This window comes from Agromyces sp. S2-1-8 (assembly GCF_021129215.1).
Lineage (GTDB): Bacteria > Actinomycetota > Actinomycetes > Actinomycetales > Microbacteriaceae > Agromyces > Agromyces chromiiresistens.
The window spans coordinates 3,684,188-3,700,587 of the sequence record NZ_JAJOLP010000001.1 but is presented as its reverse complement, the minus strand read 5'-3'; the positions used below and the strand labels follow the sequence as shown (position 1 = coordinate 3,700,587).

Below are 16,400 nucleotides of genomic sequence, written 5' to 3'. Positions count from 1 at the left end.
GCCGGTTGGGAACACGGCTCACGGGGGCGGAGGTGCTCGTCGCTGCGCTGGTCGAGTGACGCCGACGCGGAGCGACTCCGCTGGTTGAGAAGCGCCGACGCGGAGCGGCGAAGCGTCTCGAAACCGGACGAGCAGGTCAGCGACGGGTCGCCGTGACGACCAGGTACTCCCAGCGCATCGTGCCGTCGCCGTCGCTCTTCAACTGCGTGTCGCCGAGCGCCGCGAGCGCGTCGTCGAGCGCCCGCACCGCGTCGGCGTCGTCGGCGATACGGCGGTAGACCGCGATCGTCGGGCCGTAGTTGGCCTTGAAGTAGTCGCGGAACTCGGCGCCCGTGGCGAAGCGGTCGATCGCGACCGAGTCGCGCTGCACCTCGACGCCGTCGACGGCGTCGCCGAGCAGTCCGCGCACGTGCGACTCGTCGCCCCAGAGCGGGGCGGGCTGCGCGCCCGGGGGCAGTGGCGCCGCGAACGGCTTCATCGCCCGGAACATGCGGCCGATGAACCCCTCGGGCGTCCAGCTGAGCACGCCGACGCGGCCGCCGGGGCGCACGACGCGCAGCAGTTCGCCCGCCGCCGCCTCGTGGTGGGGCGCGAACATGACGCCGATGGCCGAGATCGCCGCGTCGAAGGCGGCGTCGTCGAACGGCAGCCGTTCGGCGTCGGCCTCGACCCATTCGAGCTCGACGCCGGCGTCGGCCGCGTTGCGGCGGCCCGCCTCGAAGAGTTCGGGCACGAGGTCGCTCGCGACGACGACGGCGCCCTGTTCGGCGGCCCGGATGGCGGCGCTTCCGGTTCCCGCCGCGATGTCGAGCACGCGGTCGCCCGCGTTCACGCCCGTCGCGTCGACGAGCTTCGCGCCGAGCGGCCAGACGAGGTCGGCGGCGACCGCCGGGTAGTCGCCCGACGCCCACATGCTGCGGTGCCGGGACTTGAGTTCGCGGTCGGCATCACTGCCGATGCCGGCGGAGGTGGTCGGGTTCGATTCGGTCATCGGGGGCTCCTTCGGTCGGGTGATGACAACAGGAGCGAGTGTCGGCGCGGTGCGACGTCGCCGCATCCGTGCGCGCACGGAGATCGGGCTCGGGGCGGCAGGTTGCCTCGAAGGGCGCGGTGCGCCTCGCGTAGCCTGACCCGGTGACCAGCAGCGGACTCAGCCATGTGACGTTCATCGTGCGCGACCTCGACCGCATGGAGCGCATCCTCACCGAGGTGCTCGGCGCGATGCGCGTCTACGACAGCGGCCGCGACACCTTCTCGCTGTCGGAGGAGCGGTTCTTCCTCGTCGGCGAGGGCGACGCCGCGACCTGGGTGGCGACGATGCTCGGCGACGGCGGGCTGCCGCGCAGTTACAACCACGTCGCATTCCAGGTCGAGCGCGCCGACCTGCCCGCGCTTCGCAAGACGGTCACGGGGCTCGGCCTCGACGTGCGCCCGCCGCGGTCGCGCGTCGACGGCGAGGGCGAGTCGGTCTACTTCTACGACGACGACGGGCACCTCTTCGAGCTGCACGCGGGATCGCTGCGCGAGCGCCTCGCGGTGTACGCGCCGCCTGCCGCCGAATGACCGAGGCGCGAAGCGACGAACGCGTGTCGGAAACTCGCGTGGGTCTCCGATCCAGCAACGTCGCTTGCGTCTCGCGATGAGGCGCAACCGACCTTGCCGTGAAGCGCGACCGGTACCGGCGTCGGTCAGTCGGCGGCGACACCGGCGCCACGTGGGGCGCCGTCCGCCCAAGGCGCCGAACGGCCGAGCGCGAGCGAGCGCAGGCGAGCCGCGTACAGCGCGATCGCGACCGTCGTGACGGCGTAGAGCACGACGGCCTGCAGTGCGTAGGCCGGGTAGTCGATGATCCACAGCGGGGCGGTCGGATCGGTCGCGGCCGCCGGGTTGTCGTGCACGTACGGCACCGCCTCGCCGACGAGGTAGCCGGCCGCCTGGCCCGCGCCGTAGACGAGCACGAGCAGTCCGAACGCGAGCCACGCCTGCCCGGTGCGGCGACGCCAGACCTCGCGGGCGGATCGCAGCGCGGTGCGCGGCTCCCATGTGCCGGCCACCGGTGCGGCGATCGCGTTCAACACGGGCGCGAACACGATCGCGGCGGCGAGCAGGGCGACGAGCAGCAGCATCCCCACCATCAGCAGCGACTCGCTGCCCGCGCGACTGCGCATGAGCTGGGGGAGGAGCATGAGGGCGAAGAGCGGCAGGCAGCCGACGGCGACCGCCGCCCACCCGCGCAGGAACGTGACGAGAGACATGCCTCGAGCCAAGCGGACCCGCGCGGGCGGGCGGTATCGGGTGAACCCCCGAATGCCTCGCGCGTGGCGCGTCAGGCCGCCGCGGCCCGGGCGTCGCGCCCGAACTCGGCACCCAGCCGCCGCGCTTCGGCGTGCGCGGCGAGGCGACCCGGCTCGGCGTCGGCGATCGCGAGGTTCGGACGGAACTCGATCGAGTCGATCTCGCTCACGCCCGCCCAGCGCAGCCAGCCGTCGAAGAACGGCTGCTGGAAGTCGGCGCCGAACGACGGCGGACGGCCCTCGCCGTAGACCGCGCTCGAGTAGACGACTGCGGCGCGCTTGCCCTCGAGCAGGCCCGAGTACCCCGTCTCGCCGTCGAAGCCGAACACCCAGCCCGGCTGGCTCACGACGTCGATGAACTGCTTCGCGATGTACGGCACGCCCGAGTTCCACATCGGCAGGCTGAACAGGTAGAGGTCGGCGGCGGCGAAGCGCTCGAACGCGAGGCGCGCGCGGTGCCAGGCGATCTCCTCGGCGCCCTCGGGCTCGTCGCCCGCGAACACCCGCATCTTGGCGCCGGCCCCGTCGGGGCCGAAGGCGGGCAATGACCCGTCCCAGAGGTCCCAGTGCGAGACGGATGCCTCGGGCGAGACCTCCGCGAACGACTCGACGAAGCTCCGGGCGATGGCGAGCGAGTGCGAGGCCTCACCACGAGGCGAAGCGGAGATGTGCAGGAGCGTGGTCATGGCTCGATCCTTTCAAGTGTGTGCAAGCGCACATAAATCGACGAGGGCGAGTCTGGCATATGTGTGCGCACGCACGCAAGTGGTAGGGTTCGGGACATGAGCAAGCCGAGTGATGCCGAACGCGCCTGGGAGTCCCTGCTGCGCCTGCACGCCGCCGTGCTGCCCCGGCTCGAGCGGGCGGTCGCGACCGAGGGCGGCCTGCCGCTCAGCTGGTACGACGTGCTGCTCGAACTGCACGACGAGGGCGGGCCGCTCACGATGGGCCAGCTGGGCGAGCGGGTCGTGCTGAGCCGCACCCGCGTGAGCCGGCTCGTCGACGACCTCGTCGACGCGGGGCTCGTCGCCCGCGAGGCGAACCCCGACGACCGGCGCTCCGCCTACGCCGTGCTCACCGCCGCGGGGCGTCGGCGCTTCCTCGACGGGGCGAAGGCCTACCTGCCGGCGATCGACCGCGAGTTCGCGCCCGCCGGCGCCGACGGCGTGCACGCGCTCGCCGAGGCGCTCGAGGCGGCGCTCGCCGCCATCGACCCGAGCGCGCCGATCCGCAGCCGATAGCCTGACGGGCATGACCGCAAGGGACCGCACCGTGCGACGCCGCGCCCAGCGCGCCCGCGCCGGGCGCGAACTGCGCGACCTCAGGTTCGTCGAGGTGCCCGAGACGCGCGCGTCGGCCTTCGCCCGCACCGCGGTCGGCCTCGTGAACGCCTTCGCGGTCGGTGCCGGTGCGACGTGGCTGCTGCTGCTCGTCGCCGCGATCGTCGGCGACGAAGCGCTGGGCGACCTGTCGCGCGCCCTCGAGTTCGACGAGTTCCTCCGCGCGACGGTGCTGCCGCTCTTCGGACTCGCCGCGGTGCTGGCGCTCGCGATCCCACTGCTCGGAGCCCTCGATGCCGCGACGGCGCTGCGGCTGCTCGAACACCACGTGACCGCGAATCCCGGTCAGGTGCCGTCGGCGGCGCATCGCGGCCGACTCGCGATCCTTCCGGCCCGGCACCTCCGCCGTGCGGTGCTGGCCGTCGCGGTGATCACCATGGCCGTCGGCGGATTCTGCCTGCTGTTCGCGCTCGTCGACGACGAGGGACGAACCCCCGTCGTGTGGACGGTCGTCGGCGTCAGCGCGGCACTGGTGGTCGCATGGCTCGTGGTGCGGTCGCTGCTGCTCGGCGTCGAGGAGGGGCAGGAGGCCCGCCGTGCCGAGCTCGAGGTGGGCTGGGCGCGCTCGGTCGTCGCCGCCGACCTCGCCGAGGAGCGTCGGCGCGAGGCATCCCCGGTCGCAGACCCGCCCGCGCTGCTGCACCCTGGGTTCTTCGAACGCGTCGACCGCGCGCTCGTCATCGCCGTGTGCGCGCTCTTCGCCGTCGGGGCGATCTGGTTCGTCTCCGTCTGGCTGCGGCAGCCGTGCAAGCGCTGCGACGAACGCTACTTCGACGAACCGGTCGAGCGGTTCATCGACGGGCTGAGCCTCTGGGGCGGCGTCGCGATCGCCGGTGTGCTCGTGATCACGGCCGCCCTCGGCATCGCCCGGCTCGCGATGATGCGCCGCGTCGAACTGGCCGCGGTGCGCTGGGTCGCCGACGGCGGCCCGAGGCGTGCCCCCGAGGAGGTGGCCGACGCGCTCCTGCTCGATCCGCGCGCCGGGCGCTGGGCGTCGTCGGCGATCGTCGCCGCGATCATGCCGCTCGCGCTCTTCGTGATCGCGGGGCTCGCCGGAACGGACCTCGGGACCGCCCGCCCCGGCGTCGCGCTCGCGGTCGCCGTGGTCGTGGCCGCGCCGGTGCTTGCGACGTGGGTCGGCATGGCCGACCTGCGTGCCGCCGCCCGCGAGCGCAACCTGCTGCGCGCCGCCCTCTCGCCGGGCGACCCCGACCAGTCGTCGCTCGCGGCCCGCCGGCTCGCCGAACAGCGTCGGCGCTCGAAGCGCGATCGACGCGCGCAGCGGCGCGCCCCGGCCGGTTGAGCAGGGCCGGCGCCCGCCCGCTCCTCACCCGGCGGCGAGGGCGGATGCCTCCTGCTCGCGCCGCTCGGCGATCGCGAGGTCGGTCGGGTCGCCGACGCGCGGCAGCGGTCCGAGCGCGACCCAGATCACGGCCGAGAAGGTGAGCAGCACGCCGATCAGGATGCCGAGCTGCGTGCCGACGAGCTCACCGACGATGCCGCCCGCGGCGGCGCCGAACGCGATCGTGCCGTACGAGACCCAGCGCATGCTCGCGTTCACCCGGCCGAGCAGGTGGTCGGGGGTGCGCAGCTGGCGGATGGTGATGAGGATGACGCTCGACAGCGTCGCACCGGCGTCGCCCACCGCGAACACGAGGCCGAGCACGATCACGAGCGTCGGCGCTCCCCACGAGGCATCCGCGACCGGAAGCAGGAGCAGCACGAAGCACTCGGCGACCGCGGTCCACAGGATGGGGCGGCCCGCCCCGAACCGTCGCACGAGCGGCCCCGCGAGCAGCGACCCGGCCAGTGCGCCGGTCGCGCCGATCGCGAGGATGAGGCCGACCTGGAAGGCATCGAGGCCGAGCTGCTCGACGGCGTGCAGCAGGAACAGCACCATGACCCACTGGATGAACGGGTTGTAGAGCGCCGAGAAGCCGAGGTTGGCGACGAGGTACTTGTCGCGACGCACGTACGACATGCCCTCGCGCAGCTCGGTGGCGAACCCGGCGCGGCTGGTCGACGGCGACTCGGGCGCGCGGATGCCGGTGACCGAGACCGCCGAGACGACGTAGCCGACGGCCGTGACGAGCAGGGCGAGCGGGGCGGAGATGAGCTGCACGAGCATGCCGCCGAGGCCCGGCCCGCCCACCTGCACGGCGGCCGCGGTCGCCGCGAGGCGGGAGTTCGCGCGCTCGAGCCCCGACGGCGGCACGACGCTCGGCACGATCGACTGGTACGACACCTCGAACAGCACGGTGAAGCAGCCGATCGCCGCGGCGAGCAGCAGCAGCGCGGGCGTCGTCAGCACGCCGGCGACGGCCAAGGCGATGATCGCGACGGTCAGGGCCGCACGGCCCCAGTCGGAGATGACGATCATCGGGCGCCGCCGGTGCCGGTCGACGAGCACGCCGAGGGGGAGTGCGAGCAGCAGGAACGGCAGCCAGCGTGCGACGCCGAGCAGGCCGAGCTCGAGCGCGGATGCGTTCAGCATGAGCACGGCGAGCAGCGGCAGCGCGAGCTCGGCGACCTGCGCGGCGGCGACGCCGGCGCCCTGCGCGACCCACAGGCGCGAGAAGTCGGCGGAAAGCGGTGCGCGGCGCTGGATGTCGCGGACCGCAGCTCCGCGGCTGCTAACGGATGATCGTGCAAGCATGCATTACACACTGGCAGAAATGATCGAATGCGTAAAGCCCGAAGTGTGCATTAGAATCAAGGCATGGCGAATCCGGTCACGTACCGCCGGCGCGACACCCCCTTCGCGCAGATCGGCGGCGCCGTCGGGCTCGACCTCATGAACACGATGTCCGAGCGGCTCGCCCTCGACCGCATCGTCGACTACCTGGTCGACTACGACGAGGTCGTGCGGTTCGCCGTCGAGTCGGGGCTCGTCGACGCCGCGCAGGAGACGGTGCTGCACGGGCTCGCGGTGAGGCACCCGGACGAGGCCGCCGCCGAGTGGGAGCGGGTGCGCGAACTGCGCGAGGCGCTCTACGCGGCCTGCTACGAGGGCGGGCCGACCGACCTGGTCGCGCGCGAGCACGCCGAGGCCGCTGCGGCCGGCATGCTCGCGCGCGGGGGCGACGGATGGGGCTGGAGCTTCGACGTCGACCTGGCGCTCCCGCGCCGACGCCTCGCGCTCGCCGCGGTCGAGCTGCTGCTGCGCGACGACCTCGATCGGCTGGCGCAGTGCGCCGACGCCGAGTGCGGCTGGGTGTTCCTCGACACCTCGCCGCGCCACAACCGGCGCTGGTGCGTCGCCTCCGACTGCGGCAACCGCAACCGGGTGCGCGAGTTCTACGCGCGCCGGCAGGCGGCGGGCGCCGGCGCCTCCGCCGGGTAGCGCGCCGGCCGGCGCGTCATGCGGTCGGCGCCGCGGCCGGGATCGCGGCCGGCACCTCGTCGAGCGAGAAGTAGACGGGGATGCCGCGATCCCGTGCGATCGCGACGTCCTGGTCGGCCCCGCGCGACGCTCCGGGCAGGCGCAGCACCGCATCGCAGTGCTGGAGGAGCCGCTCGGCGGTCGGGTACATGACCTCGGCCGCCAGTGGATCGGACGGGCCGCTCGCTCCTGCGCTCGCGAGCACGGGGAGTGCCACCCACTCGCCGATCATCGGTACGTGTCCGGCCTGGAAGATCGGCCAGGCGGCCTCTTCGAGCCGCCGCAGGTTCTTCGCCATCAGTTCGGGATCACCGCCGGTGCCCGAGGCGTAGGGTCCGGCGATCAGAATCAACATAGGCTTGGTCATATCGGGCACAATACAGCAGAAACGTGCAAAAACAGGAAGGAACCCGAATGCTCGCCGCTGCACGCAAAGACCTGCTCCTGGAGCGTCTTCGACGCGACGGACGCATCGTCGCCAAGGAGGTGGCGGTCGAGCTCGGGCTGTCGGAGGACAGCATCCGCCGCGACCTGCGCGAACTCGACGCCGCGGGCCTGGCCGTGCGCGTGTACGGCGGTGCGCTGCCCGCATCCCCGGCCGTCGCCGACTACACCAGCCGCGAATCGGTGGCGCCCGAGAGCAAGCGGCGCGTCGCCGCGACCGCCGCTGCGATGATCGAGCCCGGCGCCACCGTGATCCTCGACGGCGGCACCACGACGCTCGCGATGGTCGATGCCCTGCCGAAGACGCTCGAGTGCACGATCATCACGCACAGCCCGACCATCGCGGCCAGCCTGCTCGACCACGCGGCCGACGTGTTCCTGATCGGCGGTCGCCTGTTCAAGCACTCGGCCGTCGCCTGCGGCGCAGCCGCGGTCGAGGCCGCCGGCACGATCAGCGCCGACCTCTTCTTCCTCGGCGTGACCGGAGTGCATCCGACCGCCGGCCTGACGACCGGCGACCCCGACGAAGCGGCCATGAAGCGCGCCCTCGCCTCACGCGCCGCCGAGACCTACGTGCTCGCGAGCGCCGAGAAGATCGGCACCGCCTCCCGCTACGCGGTCGTGCCGCTCGACGCCGTCGCCGGCATCATCACCGACGGCGAGCCGGGCAGCCGGACGCTGAGCGGACTCGCCGCGGCGGGAGTTCCGATCCTCTCGGCCGACGCGCACGCGCGCTGACCGCGTCGTCGGTCGTCGGTCGCCGGGCGTCGGCCGTGGCCGGGACGACGACGGCTGACGGATGCCGCGCTCGGGCTGCCGCCAGAGCGCAGGCAGTCCGCGGCGGGCGATGAGCCACTCGGCGACGATGAGGTTCGGCACCCAGCAGAGGAACGGGACGGCGGCGTACGCGTTCGCGAAGACGGCGTCGAAATCGGTACCGTCGGCGATGAACGGCAGCTGCACGAGCAGCAGCAGCGGCAGCCAGATGCGCAGCGTCACGGCCGCGTAGGTGAGGGCGAAGTTGCGCATCATCCAGGCGCGGTGGGTGTCGACGTCGTGGCGTCGGATCGCGCGGTAGGCGAGCCATCCCGTCACGAGCCAGAGCACCCCGAGCCCGCCGAAGCCGAAGAGACCGACGAGTCCGGCATCGTTGACGGGTGCGATGACGAGCGCCGCGATGCCGCCGACGCCGATCGCAGCGATATACACCCGGCCCGTCCAGCGGTGCACGCGCGGGCGCCGCTCGCGCAGGCCGCGCCAGAACTGCAGCGGTCCCAGGACGAGCGCGATGCCGCCGGCCACGATGTGCGCGTAGAACGCGATCCGGATCGGCAGCGGCTGCTCGGCGTAGTTGCCCGCCAGCCCGCCCGACGGCGACTCGGCGAGCTCGCGCAGCGGCGCGGTGAGATACGGCACGACCGCGAACGCGGCGATGCCGAGCGACGAGAGCAGCACCCACGTCCAGGCGATGCGGGTGCCGGTGCGGCGCGCTGCTGGGGAGGCCTCGGAGGTGTCGCCTGGTGTGCTCGGGCGGTCGGGAGCGGCGGTCTTCTGGGTGGTGTCGGTGGTCACAGCGGCAAGCTACGACCGCGCCGATCGTGCCGACAGGGGGCGAACCCCCGATTCGCGGAGGCGGTTCTCGCCCGTTCGGCCGTCGGTGGCGCGGGGTGTGGTCGTGTGGCCGTGCCGGGTGTGTTCGTGTGGTCATGTGGTGCGGGTACGCCGGGGTTGACGCCGGACGCGCGCCCGTGAAACATCGGCGGCATGAACACCGACCAGCAACAGCTCACGTCGATCGACTCGGTGACGCTCGAGGTCGACGACCCCGAGGCATCCGCGCGGTTCTACGACGGCGCCTTCGGGCTCGGCGAACGGTTGCGTCTCAGGCCGTCGGATGCCTCGACGAGCGGCTTCCGCGGATTCACGATGTCGCTCATCGTGGGCCAACCGACCGACGTCGTGCACCTGTTCGACGCGGCCGTCGCCGCAGGCGCGACCGTGCTGAAGCCCGCGGAGAAGTCGCTGTGGGGGTTCGGCGGCGTCGTGCAGGCGCCCGACGGCACGATCTGGCAGATGGCGAGCGAAGCCAAGAAGGACACCGGGCCGGCGACGCACCGCATCGAGAACGTCGTGCTGCTCATCGGCGCCGACGACGTGTCGGCGAGCAAGCGCTTCTACTCCGAGCGCGGGCTCTCGGTCGCGAAGAGCATCGGCGGCTACGTCGACTTCGCGATGCCGGGCAGTCCGATCGGGTTCGGCCTCTACAAGCGACGCGCACTCGCGAAGACCGTCGGCGTCTCTGCCGACGGTGCCGGCTCGCACCGCGTCGAGATCAACGGGAATGCCGCGGCGTTCGTCGACCCCGACGGATTCGCCTGGGCGCCTACGCCGTGAGCAGCTCGCCGATCTCGGGGAACGCCTGGCCGTAGCGGTCGACGAGCGATCGGGCGACGCCGACCGAGTCGACGAGCGGGTGCGCGGCGAAGCCGCGCCAGGCGAGCTCGCGCGAGCGCTCGTGCACGGCGCCGATGATGAGGCGCTCGGCCGACTTCACCTGCGTGATGAGGCCGAGCATCTCGCCCGCCACCGGCGCGATCGACCACGGGTGCACGCCGTCGGCGTCGACGACGCAGCCGACCTCGACGACGGCGTCGTCGGGCAGCTGCGGAACCAGCGTGTTGTTGCGCACGTTCAGGATCATCGTCGCCGAGCGCCCGCTCGCGAGCGCCGCCATGAGGTCGAGCGCCACCTGGTGGTACCCGCCGCCGTCGACGTCCGACTCGTGGCGCTCCTCGTCGTCGTCTCGGCTCTCGGCCATGTAGCTCGACTCGCGCTCGTGCCGCGCACGCATCCACGTCTCGAGCGGGTCGTCGCCGGGGGCGCTGTAGAACGCCGACTGCTGGCGGTCGATGAACTCGCCGCGGGTCGCCGCCGCCGAACGGATGCGTGCCGTCGCCTCGCGCGTGAAGTAGTAGTAGTACAGGTACTCGTTCGGCAGGGCGCCGATCGCACGCACCCAGTCGAAGCCCATGAGCCGCGCCTCTTCGATGCGTTCGAGCGAGGCGTCCGACTCGAGCAGCCGTGGCAGCAGTTCGTCTCCGCCGGCCGTGATCGATCGCAACCACCCCAGGTGGTTGAGTCCGACGTAGTCGAACGCGATGGCGTCGGCCGAGCTGCCCGTCGCAGCGGCGGCGCGGCGCATGAGGCCGATCGGGGTGTCGCAGATGCCGACGACCCGGTCGCCGAGCACGCGCTGCATCGCTTCGGTGACGATGCCCGCGGGGTTCGTGAAGTTGATGACCCAGGCGTCGGGGGCGACCCTGCGGATCGTCTCGGCGAGGCGGGTCATGAACGGCACCGTGCGCAGTGCGTAGGCGAGGCCGCCCGGGCCGACGGTCTCCTGGCCGAGCACGCCGAGGTCGAGGGCGGTGCGCTCGTCGAGGATGCGGCCCTGCGTGCCGCCGATGCGCACGGCGCTGAAGACGAAGTCGGCGCCGCGCAGCGCCTCCTCCAGGTCGGTCGTCGTCGTGATCGCCGGCACGTGCCGGCGCTCCTGCGCGAGGCGCGACACGATCGCCCCGATCGTCTCGAGTCGCGACGCCGACACGTCGTAGAGCGCGAGCTCGTCGATGCGCACGGGTGCGTCGTCGGCCGCGACCGCCTCGAAGACCTGCGGCACACGGAACCCGCCGCCGCCGATGATGGTGAGCTTCACGCGACCATCACCTCGACTCCCGCCTCGCGGAGCAGATCGAGGGTGGAGGCATCCGCATCGTCGTTCGTCACGACCGCCGAGATCTGGTCGGGGCCGCAGACGCTCAGCACGCCGACGCCGGGGAACTTCGAGCCGTCGGCGAGCACGACCGTGCGCTGGGATGACTCGATCATCGCCCGTTTGATCGGCACCTCCATGCCGGTGGTGTCGGAGATGGTGCCGTCGGCGCGGATGCCGCTCGTGCCGAGGAAGCACGTCGTCGCGCGGATCTGGGCGAGGGCCTGCTCGGTGAGCGTGCCGATCATCGAGTTGTAGTTCTTGCGCACGGCACCGCCGAGCACGATGAGCTCCACCACGTCGTCGTCGCGGAGCTCGTCGATGACCGCGAGGCTCGCGGTGATGACCGTGATGCGCCGGCCGCGCAGCTGCGCCGCGAGCAGGGCGGTCGTCGTGCCGATGTCGATGATGACGACGTCGCCCTCGGCGACCAGCTCGGCCGCACGCTCGGCGACCCGCGACTTCTCGGGCGCGTGCTGGCGCTCGACATCGGTGAACGGGATCTGGTCGGGCTCGATGCTGCCCCCGCCGCGCACGCGACGCAGCAGGCCCTCGGCGCTCAGCGCGTTGAGGTCGCGACGGATGGTCGAGAGCGAGACGCCGAACTGCTCGGCGAGCTCTTCGACCGTGACCTCACCGTCGGTGCGCAGGGAGTTCAGGATGTGCGCCTGTCGCGTTGCTGTGAGCATGAGCATGATGCTAGCAGTCAACTTCGAGCATGAATTGACAATTTCGCGCATGAATTGACGCAGCACCGTTCATTCGAGAGTATGTTCAGTCAAAGCCGATCGACGATCGCGCAGGCGATCGCAATCAAGGAGGATGCGTGGCTGAACGGGCTGCCGACGACGGCGTCGACGTGCTCCTCACCGGGCCCGTCTTCTTCGACCTCGTGTTCACCGGCGTCGACGGGGCACCGCGCCCGGGCACCGAGGTGTACGCAGAGGGCCTCGCGTCGAGCCCGGGCGGCGTCGCCAACCTCGCCGTCGCCACCGCCCGCCTCAGCCTCGGCACCGCGCTCGCGGCGACGCTCGGCGACGACGTCTACGGTCGCTGGTGCTGGGAGTTCCTCGCCGACCGCGAGGGCATCGACCTCGGCCGCTCGCGCCTCGTGCCCGACTGGCCCACGCCCGTCACCGTCTCGATCGCCTCCGGCAGCGACCGCAGCATGGTCACCCGCGAGGAGCCGGCGCCGTTCACCGCGGGCGAGCTCGTCGGCGACCGACCCGCCGCTCGCGCGACCTTCGTCGACCTCGGCGCCTCGCGCGGGGGCCGGGAGGTCGACGCCTGGTGGCGGGCCGCAGCCCACTCGGGCACGAAGATCTTCGCCGACCTCGGCTGGGACTCGAGCGGACGCTGGGACCCGGCCGACCTGCGCCTCCTCGCCGACTGCTACGCCTTCACCCCCAACGAGACCGAGGCCATGGCCTACACGCGCACCGACTCGGCGGCCGGCGCGGCCCGCGCGCTCGCCGAGCTCGTGCCGCTCGTCGTCGTCACGCGCGGCGAGCACGGTGCCGTCGCGATCGACTCGGCGAGCGGCGACGAGGTCGTCGTGCCCGCGGTGCCGACGAGCGGACGGGACGCCACGGGCGCCGGCGACGTCTTCGGTGCGGCCCTCGTGTTCGGCACCCTGCGCGACTGGGACCTCGAACAGCGGCTCTCGTTCGCGTCGCTCTGCGCGGCGCTCGCCGTCGAGCACCCCGGCGGCGCGGTCGGCGCCCCCGGCTGGGGCGACGTCGCCGACTGGTGGAGTCGTGCGCAGGGCGGCGACGATCGCGAGCTCGCGACGAGATTCGCCTTCCTGAGCGACGCCGTCCCCGAGGCATCCGGGCGCCGCAGAGCGGAGCTCACCTTCCCCTTCGCCGACTACGGCACCACAGCGGCCCGGCGATCGAATCCCGAGAAGAGAGGTACATCATGAGACGGAACACCCGACTGACCGCGGTGGCGCTGACGGGCGCCGCCCTCGTCGTCGCCCTCACGAGCTGCGCCCCCGGCACCGGTGCGAGCCCCGGCAACACCGCCGACACGGGCGACATCAGCACCGACATCTCGGATGTCGGCGACGTCACCCTGACCGTGTGGGACCAGGAGGTGCGCGGCGGCCAGAACGAGCAGATGGAGCAGCTCAACGCCGCGTTCATGGAGAAGTACCCGAACGTGACGATCGACCGCAACTCGCAGTCGTTCGACGACCTCGCGACCACGCTGCGGCTCGCCCTCACCGACGCCGACGCACCCGACGTCGTGCAGGCGAACAACGGCCGCAACACGATGGGCCAGTTCGTCGCCGCCGAGCAGTTGCGCCCGCTCGACGACTACGCCGAGGCGTACGGCTGGTTCGACCGGTACTCGCCGTCGGTGCTGCAGTACTCGACGTACAGCGATGACGCGAAGGTGTTCGGCGACGGCAACCTGTACGGCCTGCCGCAGGTCGGCGAGGTCGTCGGCGTCTTCTACTCGAAGTCCAAGCTCGAGGAGCTCGGCCTCGAGGTGCCGGCCGACTGGTCCGAGTTCGACGCGGCCCTGAAGACCGCGAAGTCGGCGGGGGAGACGCCGATGCTGCTCGGCAACATCGAGAAGTGGCCCGCGCTGCACGTGTTCGGCCCGGTGCAGGGCGACGACGTCGACGCCGAGGTCATCACCGACCTCGGCCTCGGCAACGCCGGCCAGAGCTGGACCACGCCCGAGAACGTCGCGGCCGCCGAGACCCTGCAGGGCTGGGTCGAGGCCGGCTACTTCAACGACGGCGTGAACGGCACCGACTACGACGCGGCCTGGCAGTCGCTCGCGGCCGGCGACGGCGTCTTCCTCATCGGCGGTTCGTGGCTCGCCGCCGACCTCGCCGACGCGATGGGCGACGACGTCGGGTTCTTCATCCCGAACACCGGCGACGGCACGCCCGCGACGACGGGCGGAACCGGCCTGCCGTTCACGATCACCTCGGCGGCCGACAACACCGACGTCGCCGCGGCGTACATCGACTTCATCACGAGCGATGAGGCGATGGACGTGCTCGCCGAGACCGGCAACCTGCCCGTCAACCGCACCGCCGAGCTCGCCCCGAGCGAGGGCGTGATGGCCGACGTGTTCACCGTGTTCGGCGACGTCACCGGCAACGGCAGCCTGCTGCCCTACCTCGACTACGCGACGCCGACCTTCGGCGACACGATGGGACAGGCACTGCAGGACCTGCTCGCCGGGCAGGCGACACCCGAGCAGTTCACCGAGACCCTCGAGGCCGACTACTCGGAGTTCGTCGAAAGCAATGGCTGACGGCACGACCACGGTCGGGCGGAGCGCCTCTCGGCGCTCCGCCCGATCGGCGTGGGTTCCCTGGGCGTACCTGGCCCCCGCCCTCCTGCTCTACGGGGTCTTCCTGCTGTTCCCGCTCGTGCGGGCCGCGCAGTTCTCGTTCTTCGAGTGGGACGGGCTCGGAGCCTCCACCTTCGTGGGGTTCGACAACTACGTCGAGATCATCTTCGACGAGCGCCTGCGCGAGGCCTTCTGGCACGCGCTCGTGCTCGTGTTCTTCTACGCGGTGCTGCCGCTCGTGATCGGCCTGCTGCTCGCGAGCCTGCTCACCCGCGCCCAGGTGCGCGGGCTCGGGTTCTTCCGCAGCGTGATCTTCCTGCCGCAGGTCATCGCGATGGTCGTCGTCGCCGTCACCTGGCGGCAGATCTACGCGCCCGACGGCCCGCTCAACGGGTTCCTGCGCATGATCGGGCTCGGCGCGCTCGCGCGTCCGTGGCTCGGCGACTACGCGTTCACGCTGCCCGCGGTCGGACTCATCGGCACGTGGGTGTGCACGGGCCTCGTGACCGTGCTGCTCATGGCCGGCATGAGTCGCGTGCCCCGCGAGCTCTACGAGGCGGCGCGGCTCGACGGCTCGGGCCCGGTGCGCGAGTTCTTCGCGATCACGCTGCCGATGGTGCGCGGCGAGATCACCGTGGCGCTCACGCTCACGATCGTCGCCGCCCTCAAGACGTTCGACCTCGTCTACGTCACGACGAGCGGCGGGCCGGGCACGTCGACGACCGTGCCGAGCTATGAGATCTACCGTCGGGCGTTCGAGCTCGGCGAGGTCGGTGTCGCGACCGCGGTGGGCGTCGTGCTCACCATCATCGTCTTCGCCATCAACGGCGTCGTGAACATGATCGGAGACCGCAAGTGAAGGTGTCCCCGATCGAACGAGGCGCGAACTACGTCGTGCTCGTCGCATTCGCGCTCATCGTGCTCGGCCCGATCGCCGTCATCGTCTCGCTCGCCTTCGGGCCGCAGAGCGCGTCGGCCGCACGCGAGGGCGGGCTGTTCCACCCCGAGAACTTCCCCGAGGCGTGGGAGATCGGCCGGTTCGGCCAGTACATGCTCAACTCGGTGATCGTCGCGGTGATCGTGGTCGTCGTGGCGGTGCTCGCGTCGATCCTCGCCGGGTACGCGCTCGGCACCATGAAGTTCCGCGGCGCGACGCTCATGTTCTACGTGTTCCTGCTCGGCATCATGGTGCCGACCGAGGCGTTCATCGTGCCGCTCTACTTCGACCTGCGGGTCGTCGGGCTGACGAACACGGTCTGGGGCGTCGCCGCGCCGCAGATCGCGATGTCGATCGCGTTCGGCACCTATTGGATGCGCACGTACTTCCGCACCTCGAGCCGGGCGCTCATCGACGCGGCGCGCCTCGACGGGGCGGGCTCGATGCGCATCCTCTGGCAGGTGCTCGTGCCGATCGGGCGCCCGGCGATCCTGACGCTCGTGCTGCTCACGTTCATGTGGACGTGGAACGAGTTCCTCATCCCGCTCGTGATGTCGCCGAGCGGGTCGGTGCGCACCGCGCCGCTCGGGCTCGCGTTCTTCCAGGGTCAGTACACGCAGGGCACGGCGCTGCTCGCCGCGGGCGCGGTCATGGTCGCGCTGCCGATCGTGCTGCTCTACGTGTTCCTGCAACGGCACTTCATCAAGGGCATGATCGAGGGCGCCGTGCGCGAGTGAGGCCCGCGCGCCGTCCGGCGCAGAGCGGGGTGCGCGCGTCGTCTCGGCGTGCACCCCGCATGGGCGTGCCCGCTGTGCGCAACTCCGCGCACGCGTTAATGCGTGAAACTGCGTGAAACTGCTTGATTGTTCGATCGAGTCTGCTCTAGCTTGATGGGAGATCGGGCGGCAGTCCG

At 71.8% G+C, this 16,400-nt stretch carries 17 protein-coding genes and 1 pseudogene; 10 read left to right on the top strand and 8 right to left on the bottom strand.

Annotation, left to right across the window (positions count from 1 at the left end; translation table 11 throughout):
* Window positions 1-136: 136 nt before the first annotated feature.
* Entirely contained in the window at window positions 137-991 is an 855-nt protein-coding gene (locus tag LR269_RS16825) for a class I SAM-dependent methyltransferase (protein WP_231431904.1), read from the bottom strand.
* 143 nt (window positions 992-1,134) lie between these two features.
* Between LR269_RS16825 and fosX the strand changes: the two genes are divergently transcribed.
* On the top strand, window positions 1,135-1,563 hold the full coding sequence (fosX, locus tag LR269_RS16820; RefSeq protein WP_308191664.1) for a FosX/FosE/FosI family fosfomycin resistance hydrolase: 429 nt from the start codon (window positions 1,135-1,137) through the stop codon (window positions 1,561-1,563).
* A 125-nt stretch (window positions 1,564-1,688) separates the two neighbouring features.
* On the opposite strand, the gene LR269_RS16815 is transcribed toward fosX, so the two are convergent.
* The gene (locus LR269_RS16815; RefSeq protein ID WP_231431903.1) at window positions 1,689-2,255 is read right to left on the bottom strand and encodes a hypothetical protein; all 567 of its coding nucleotides are present in this window, start codon (window positions 2,253-2,255) and stop codon (window positions 1,689-1,691) included.
* 71 nt (window positions 2,256-2,326) lie between these two features.
* Window positions 2,327-2,980: an FMN-dependent NADH-azoreductase gene (locus tag LR269_RS16810; protein WP_231431902.1), complete on the bottom strand. Its 654-nt coding sequence runs from the start codon at window positions 2,978-2,980 to the stop codon at window positions 2,327-2,329.
* Window positions 2,981-3,076: 96 nt separating this feature from the next.
* Between LR269_RS16810 and LR269_RS16805 the strand changes: the two genes are divergently transcribed.
* Both LR269_RS16805 and LR269_RS16800 read left to right on the top strand, forming a co-directional pair.
* Complete coding sequence (locus LR269_RS16805) at window positions 3,077-3,535, top strand: MarR family winged helix-turn-helix transcriptional regulator (RefSeq protein WP_231431901.1); 459 nt, start codon at window positions 3,077-3,079, stop codon at window positions 3,533-3,535.
* A 10-nt stretch (window positions 3,536-3,545) separates the two neighbouring features.
* On the top strand, window positions 3,546-4,937 hold the full coding sequence (locus LR269_RS16800; RefSeq protein ID WP_231431900.1) for a hypothetical protein: 1,392 nt from the start codon (window positions 3,546-3,548) through the stop codon (window positions 4,935-4,937).
* 24 nt (window positions 4,938-4,961) lie between these two features.
* On the opposite strand, the gene LR269_RS16795 is transcribed toward LR269_RS16800, so the two are convergent.
* Complete coding sequence (locus LR269_RS16795; protein WP_231431899.1) at window positions 4,962-6,290, bottom strand: MFS transporter; 1,329 nt, start codon at window positions 6,288-6,290, stop codon at window positions 4,962-4,964.
* Window positions 6,291-6,353: 63 nt separating this feature from the next.
* Between LR269_RS16795 and LR269_RS16790 the strand changes: the two genes are divergently transcribed.
* Window positions 6,354-6,977 carry a CGNR zinc finger domain-containing protein gene (locus LR269_RS16790; protein ID WP_231431898.1) on the top strand — a complete coding sequence of 208 codons (624 nt, stop codon included), beginning with the start codon at window positions 6,354-6,356 and terminating at the stop codon, window positions 6,975-6,977.
* A 16-nt stretch (window positions 6,978-6,993) separates the two neighbouring features.
* Here the strand turns inward: LR269_RS16790 and LR269_RS16785 are convergent, their stop codons facing one another.
* Window positions 6,994-7,371, bottom strand: a complete 378-nt coding sequence (locus LR269_RS16785; RefSeq protein WP_231431897.1) for a DUF4406 domain-containing protein — start codon at window positions 7,369-7,371, stop codon at window positions 6,994-6,996.
* Window positions 7,372-7,430: 59 nt separating this feature from the next.
* Here LR269_RS16785 and LR269_RS16780 point away from each other — a divergent pair, with 59 nt between their 5' ends.
* Window positions 7,431-8,198 (top strand): DeoR/GlpR family DNA-binding transcription regulator, encoded by a 768-nt coding sequence (locus LR269_RS16780; protein WP_231431896.1) that lies wholly within the window; start codon window positions 7,431-7,433, stop codon window positions 8,196-8,198.
* Window positions 8,199-8,318: 120 nt separating this feature from the next.
* On the opposite strand, the pseudogene LR269_RS16775 reads toward LR269_RS16780, so the two are convergent.
* Window positions 8,319-8,876: pseudogene (locus LR269_RS16775) on the bottom strand (DUF2306 domain-containing protein); the annotation flags it as partial.
* A gap of 348 nt (window positions 8,877-9,224) precedes the next feature.
* Between LR269_RS16775 and LR269_RS16770 the strand changes: the two are divergent.
* Complete coding sequence (locus tag LR269_RS16770) at window positions 9,225-9,854, top strand: glyoxalase (protein ID WP_231431895.1); 630 nt, start codon at window positions 9,225-9,227, stop codon at window positions 9,852-9,854.
* On the opposite strand, the gene LR269_RS16765 is transcribed toward LR269_RS16770, so the two are convergent.
* Together LR269_RS16765 and LR269_RS16760 are read right to left on the bottom strand one after the other, a co-directional pair.
* Window positions 9,844-11,175: a 6-phospho-beta-glucosidase gene (locus LR269_RS16765; RefSeq protein WP_231431894.1), complete on the bottom strand. Its 1,332-nt coding sequence runs from the start codon at window positions 11,173-11,175 to the stop codon at window positions 9,844-9,846. The two genes, LR269_RS16770 and LR269_RS16765, sit on opposite strands and share 11 nt — an antisense overlap.
* Window positions 11,172-11,921, bottom strand: a complete 750-nt coding sequence (locus LR269_RS16760) for a DeoR/GlpR family DNA-binding transcription regulator (protein ID WP_231431893.1) — start codon at window positions 11,919-11,921, stop codon at window positions 11,172-11,174. The genes LR269_RS16765 and LR269_RS16760 overlap by 4 nt, the downstream gene beginning before the upstream one ends.
* A gap of 137 nt (window positions 11,922-12,058) precedes the next feature.
* On the opposite strand from LR269_RS16760, the gene LR269_RS16755 reads away from it, so the two are divergent.
* From LR269_RS16755 to LR269_RS16740, 4 genes are read left to right on the top strand one after another with little or no spacing between them, the layout of a single operon-like run.
* Complete coding sequence (locus LR269_RS16755) at window positions 12,059-13,156, top strand: PfkB family carbohydrate kinase (RefSeq protein WP_231431892.1); 1,098 nt, start codon at window positions 12,059-12,061, stop codon at window positions 13,154-13,156.
* Complete coding sequence (locus tag LR269_RS16750) at window positions 13,153-14,511, top strand: ABC transporter substrate-binding protein (RefSeq protein WP_231431891.1); 1,359 nt, start codon at window positions 13,153-13,155, stop codon at window positions 14,509-14,511. Before LR269_RS16755 ends, LR269_RS16750 begins: the two co-directional genes overlap by 4 nt.
* Window positions 14,504-15,409 (top strand): carbohydrate ABC transporter permease, encoded by a 906-nt coding sequence (locus LR269_RS16745; RefSeq protein ID WP_231431890.1) that lies wholly within the window; start codon window positions 14,504-14,506, stop codon window positions 15,407-15,409. The genes LR269_RS16750 and LR269_RS16745 overlap by 8 nt, the downstream gene beginning before the upstream one ends.
* A complete protein-coding gene (locus tag LR269_RS16740; RefSeq protein ID WP_231431889.1) occupies window positions 15,406-16,224 on the top strand; it encodes a carbohydrate ABC transporter permease in 819 nt (272 codons plus the stop codon). The genes LR269_RS16745 and LR269_RS16740 overlap by 4 nt, the downstream gene beginning before the upstream one ends.
* The last annotated feature ends 176 nt before the right edge of the window (window positions 16,225-16,400 follow it).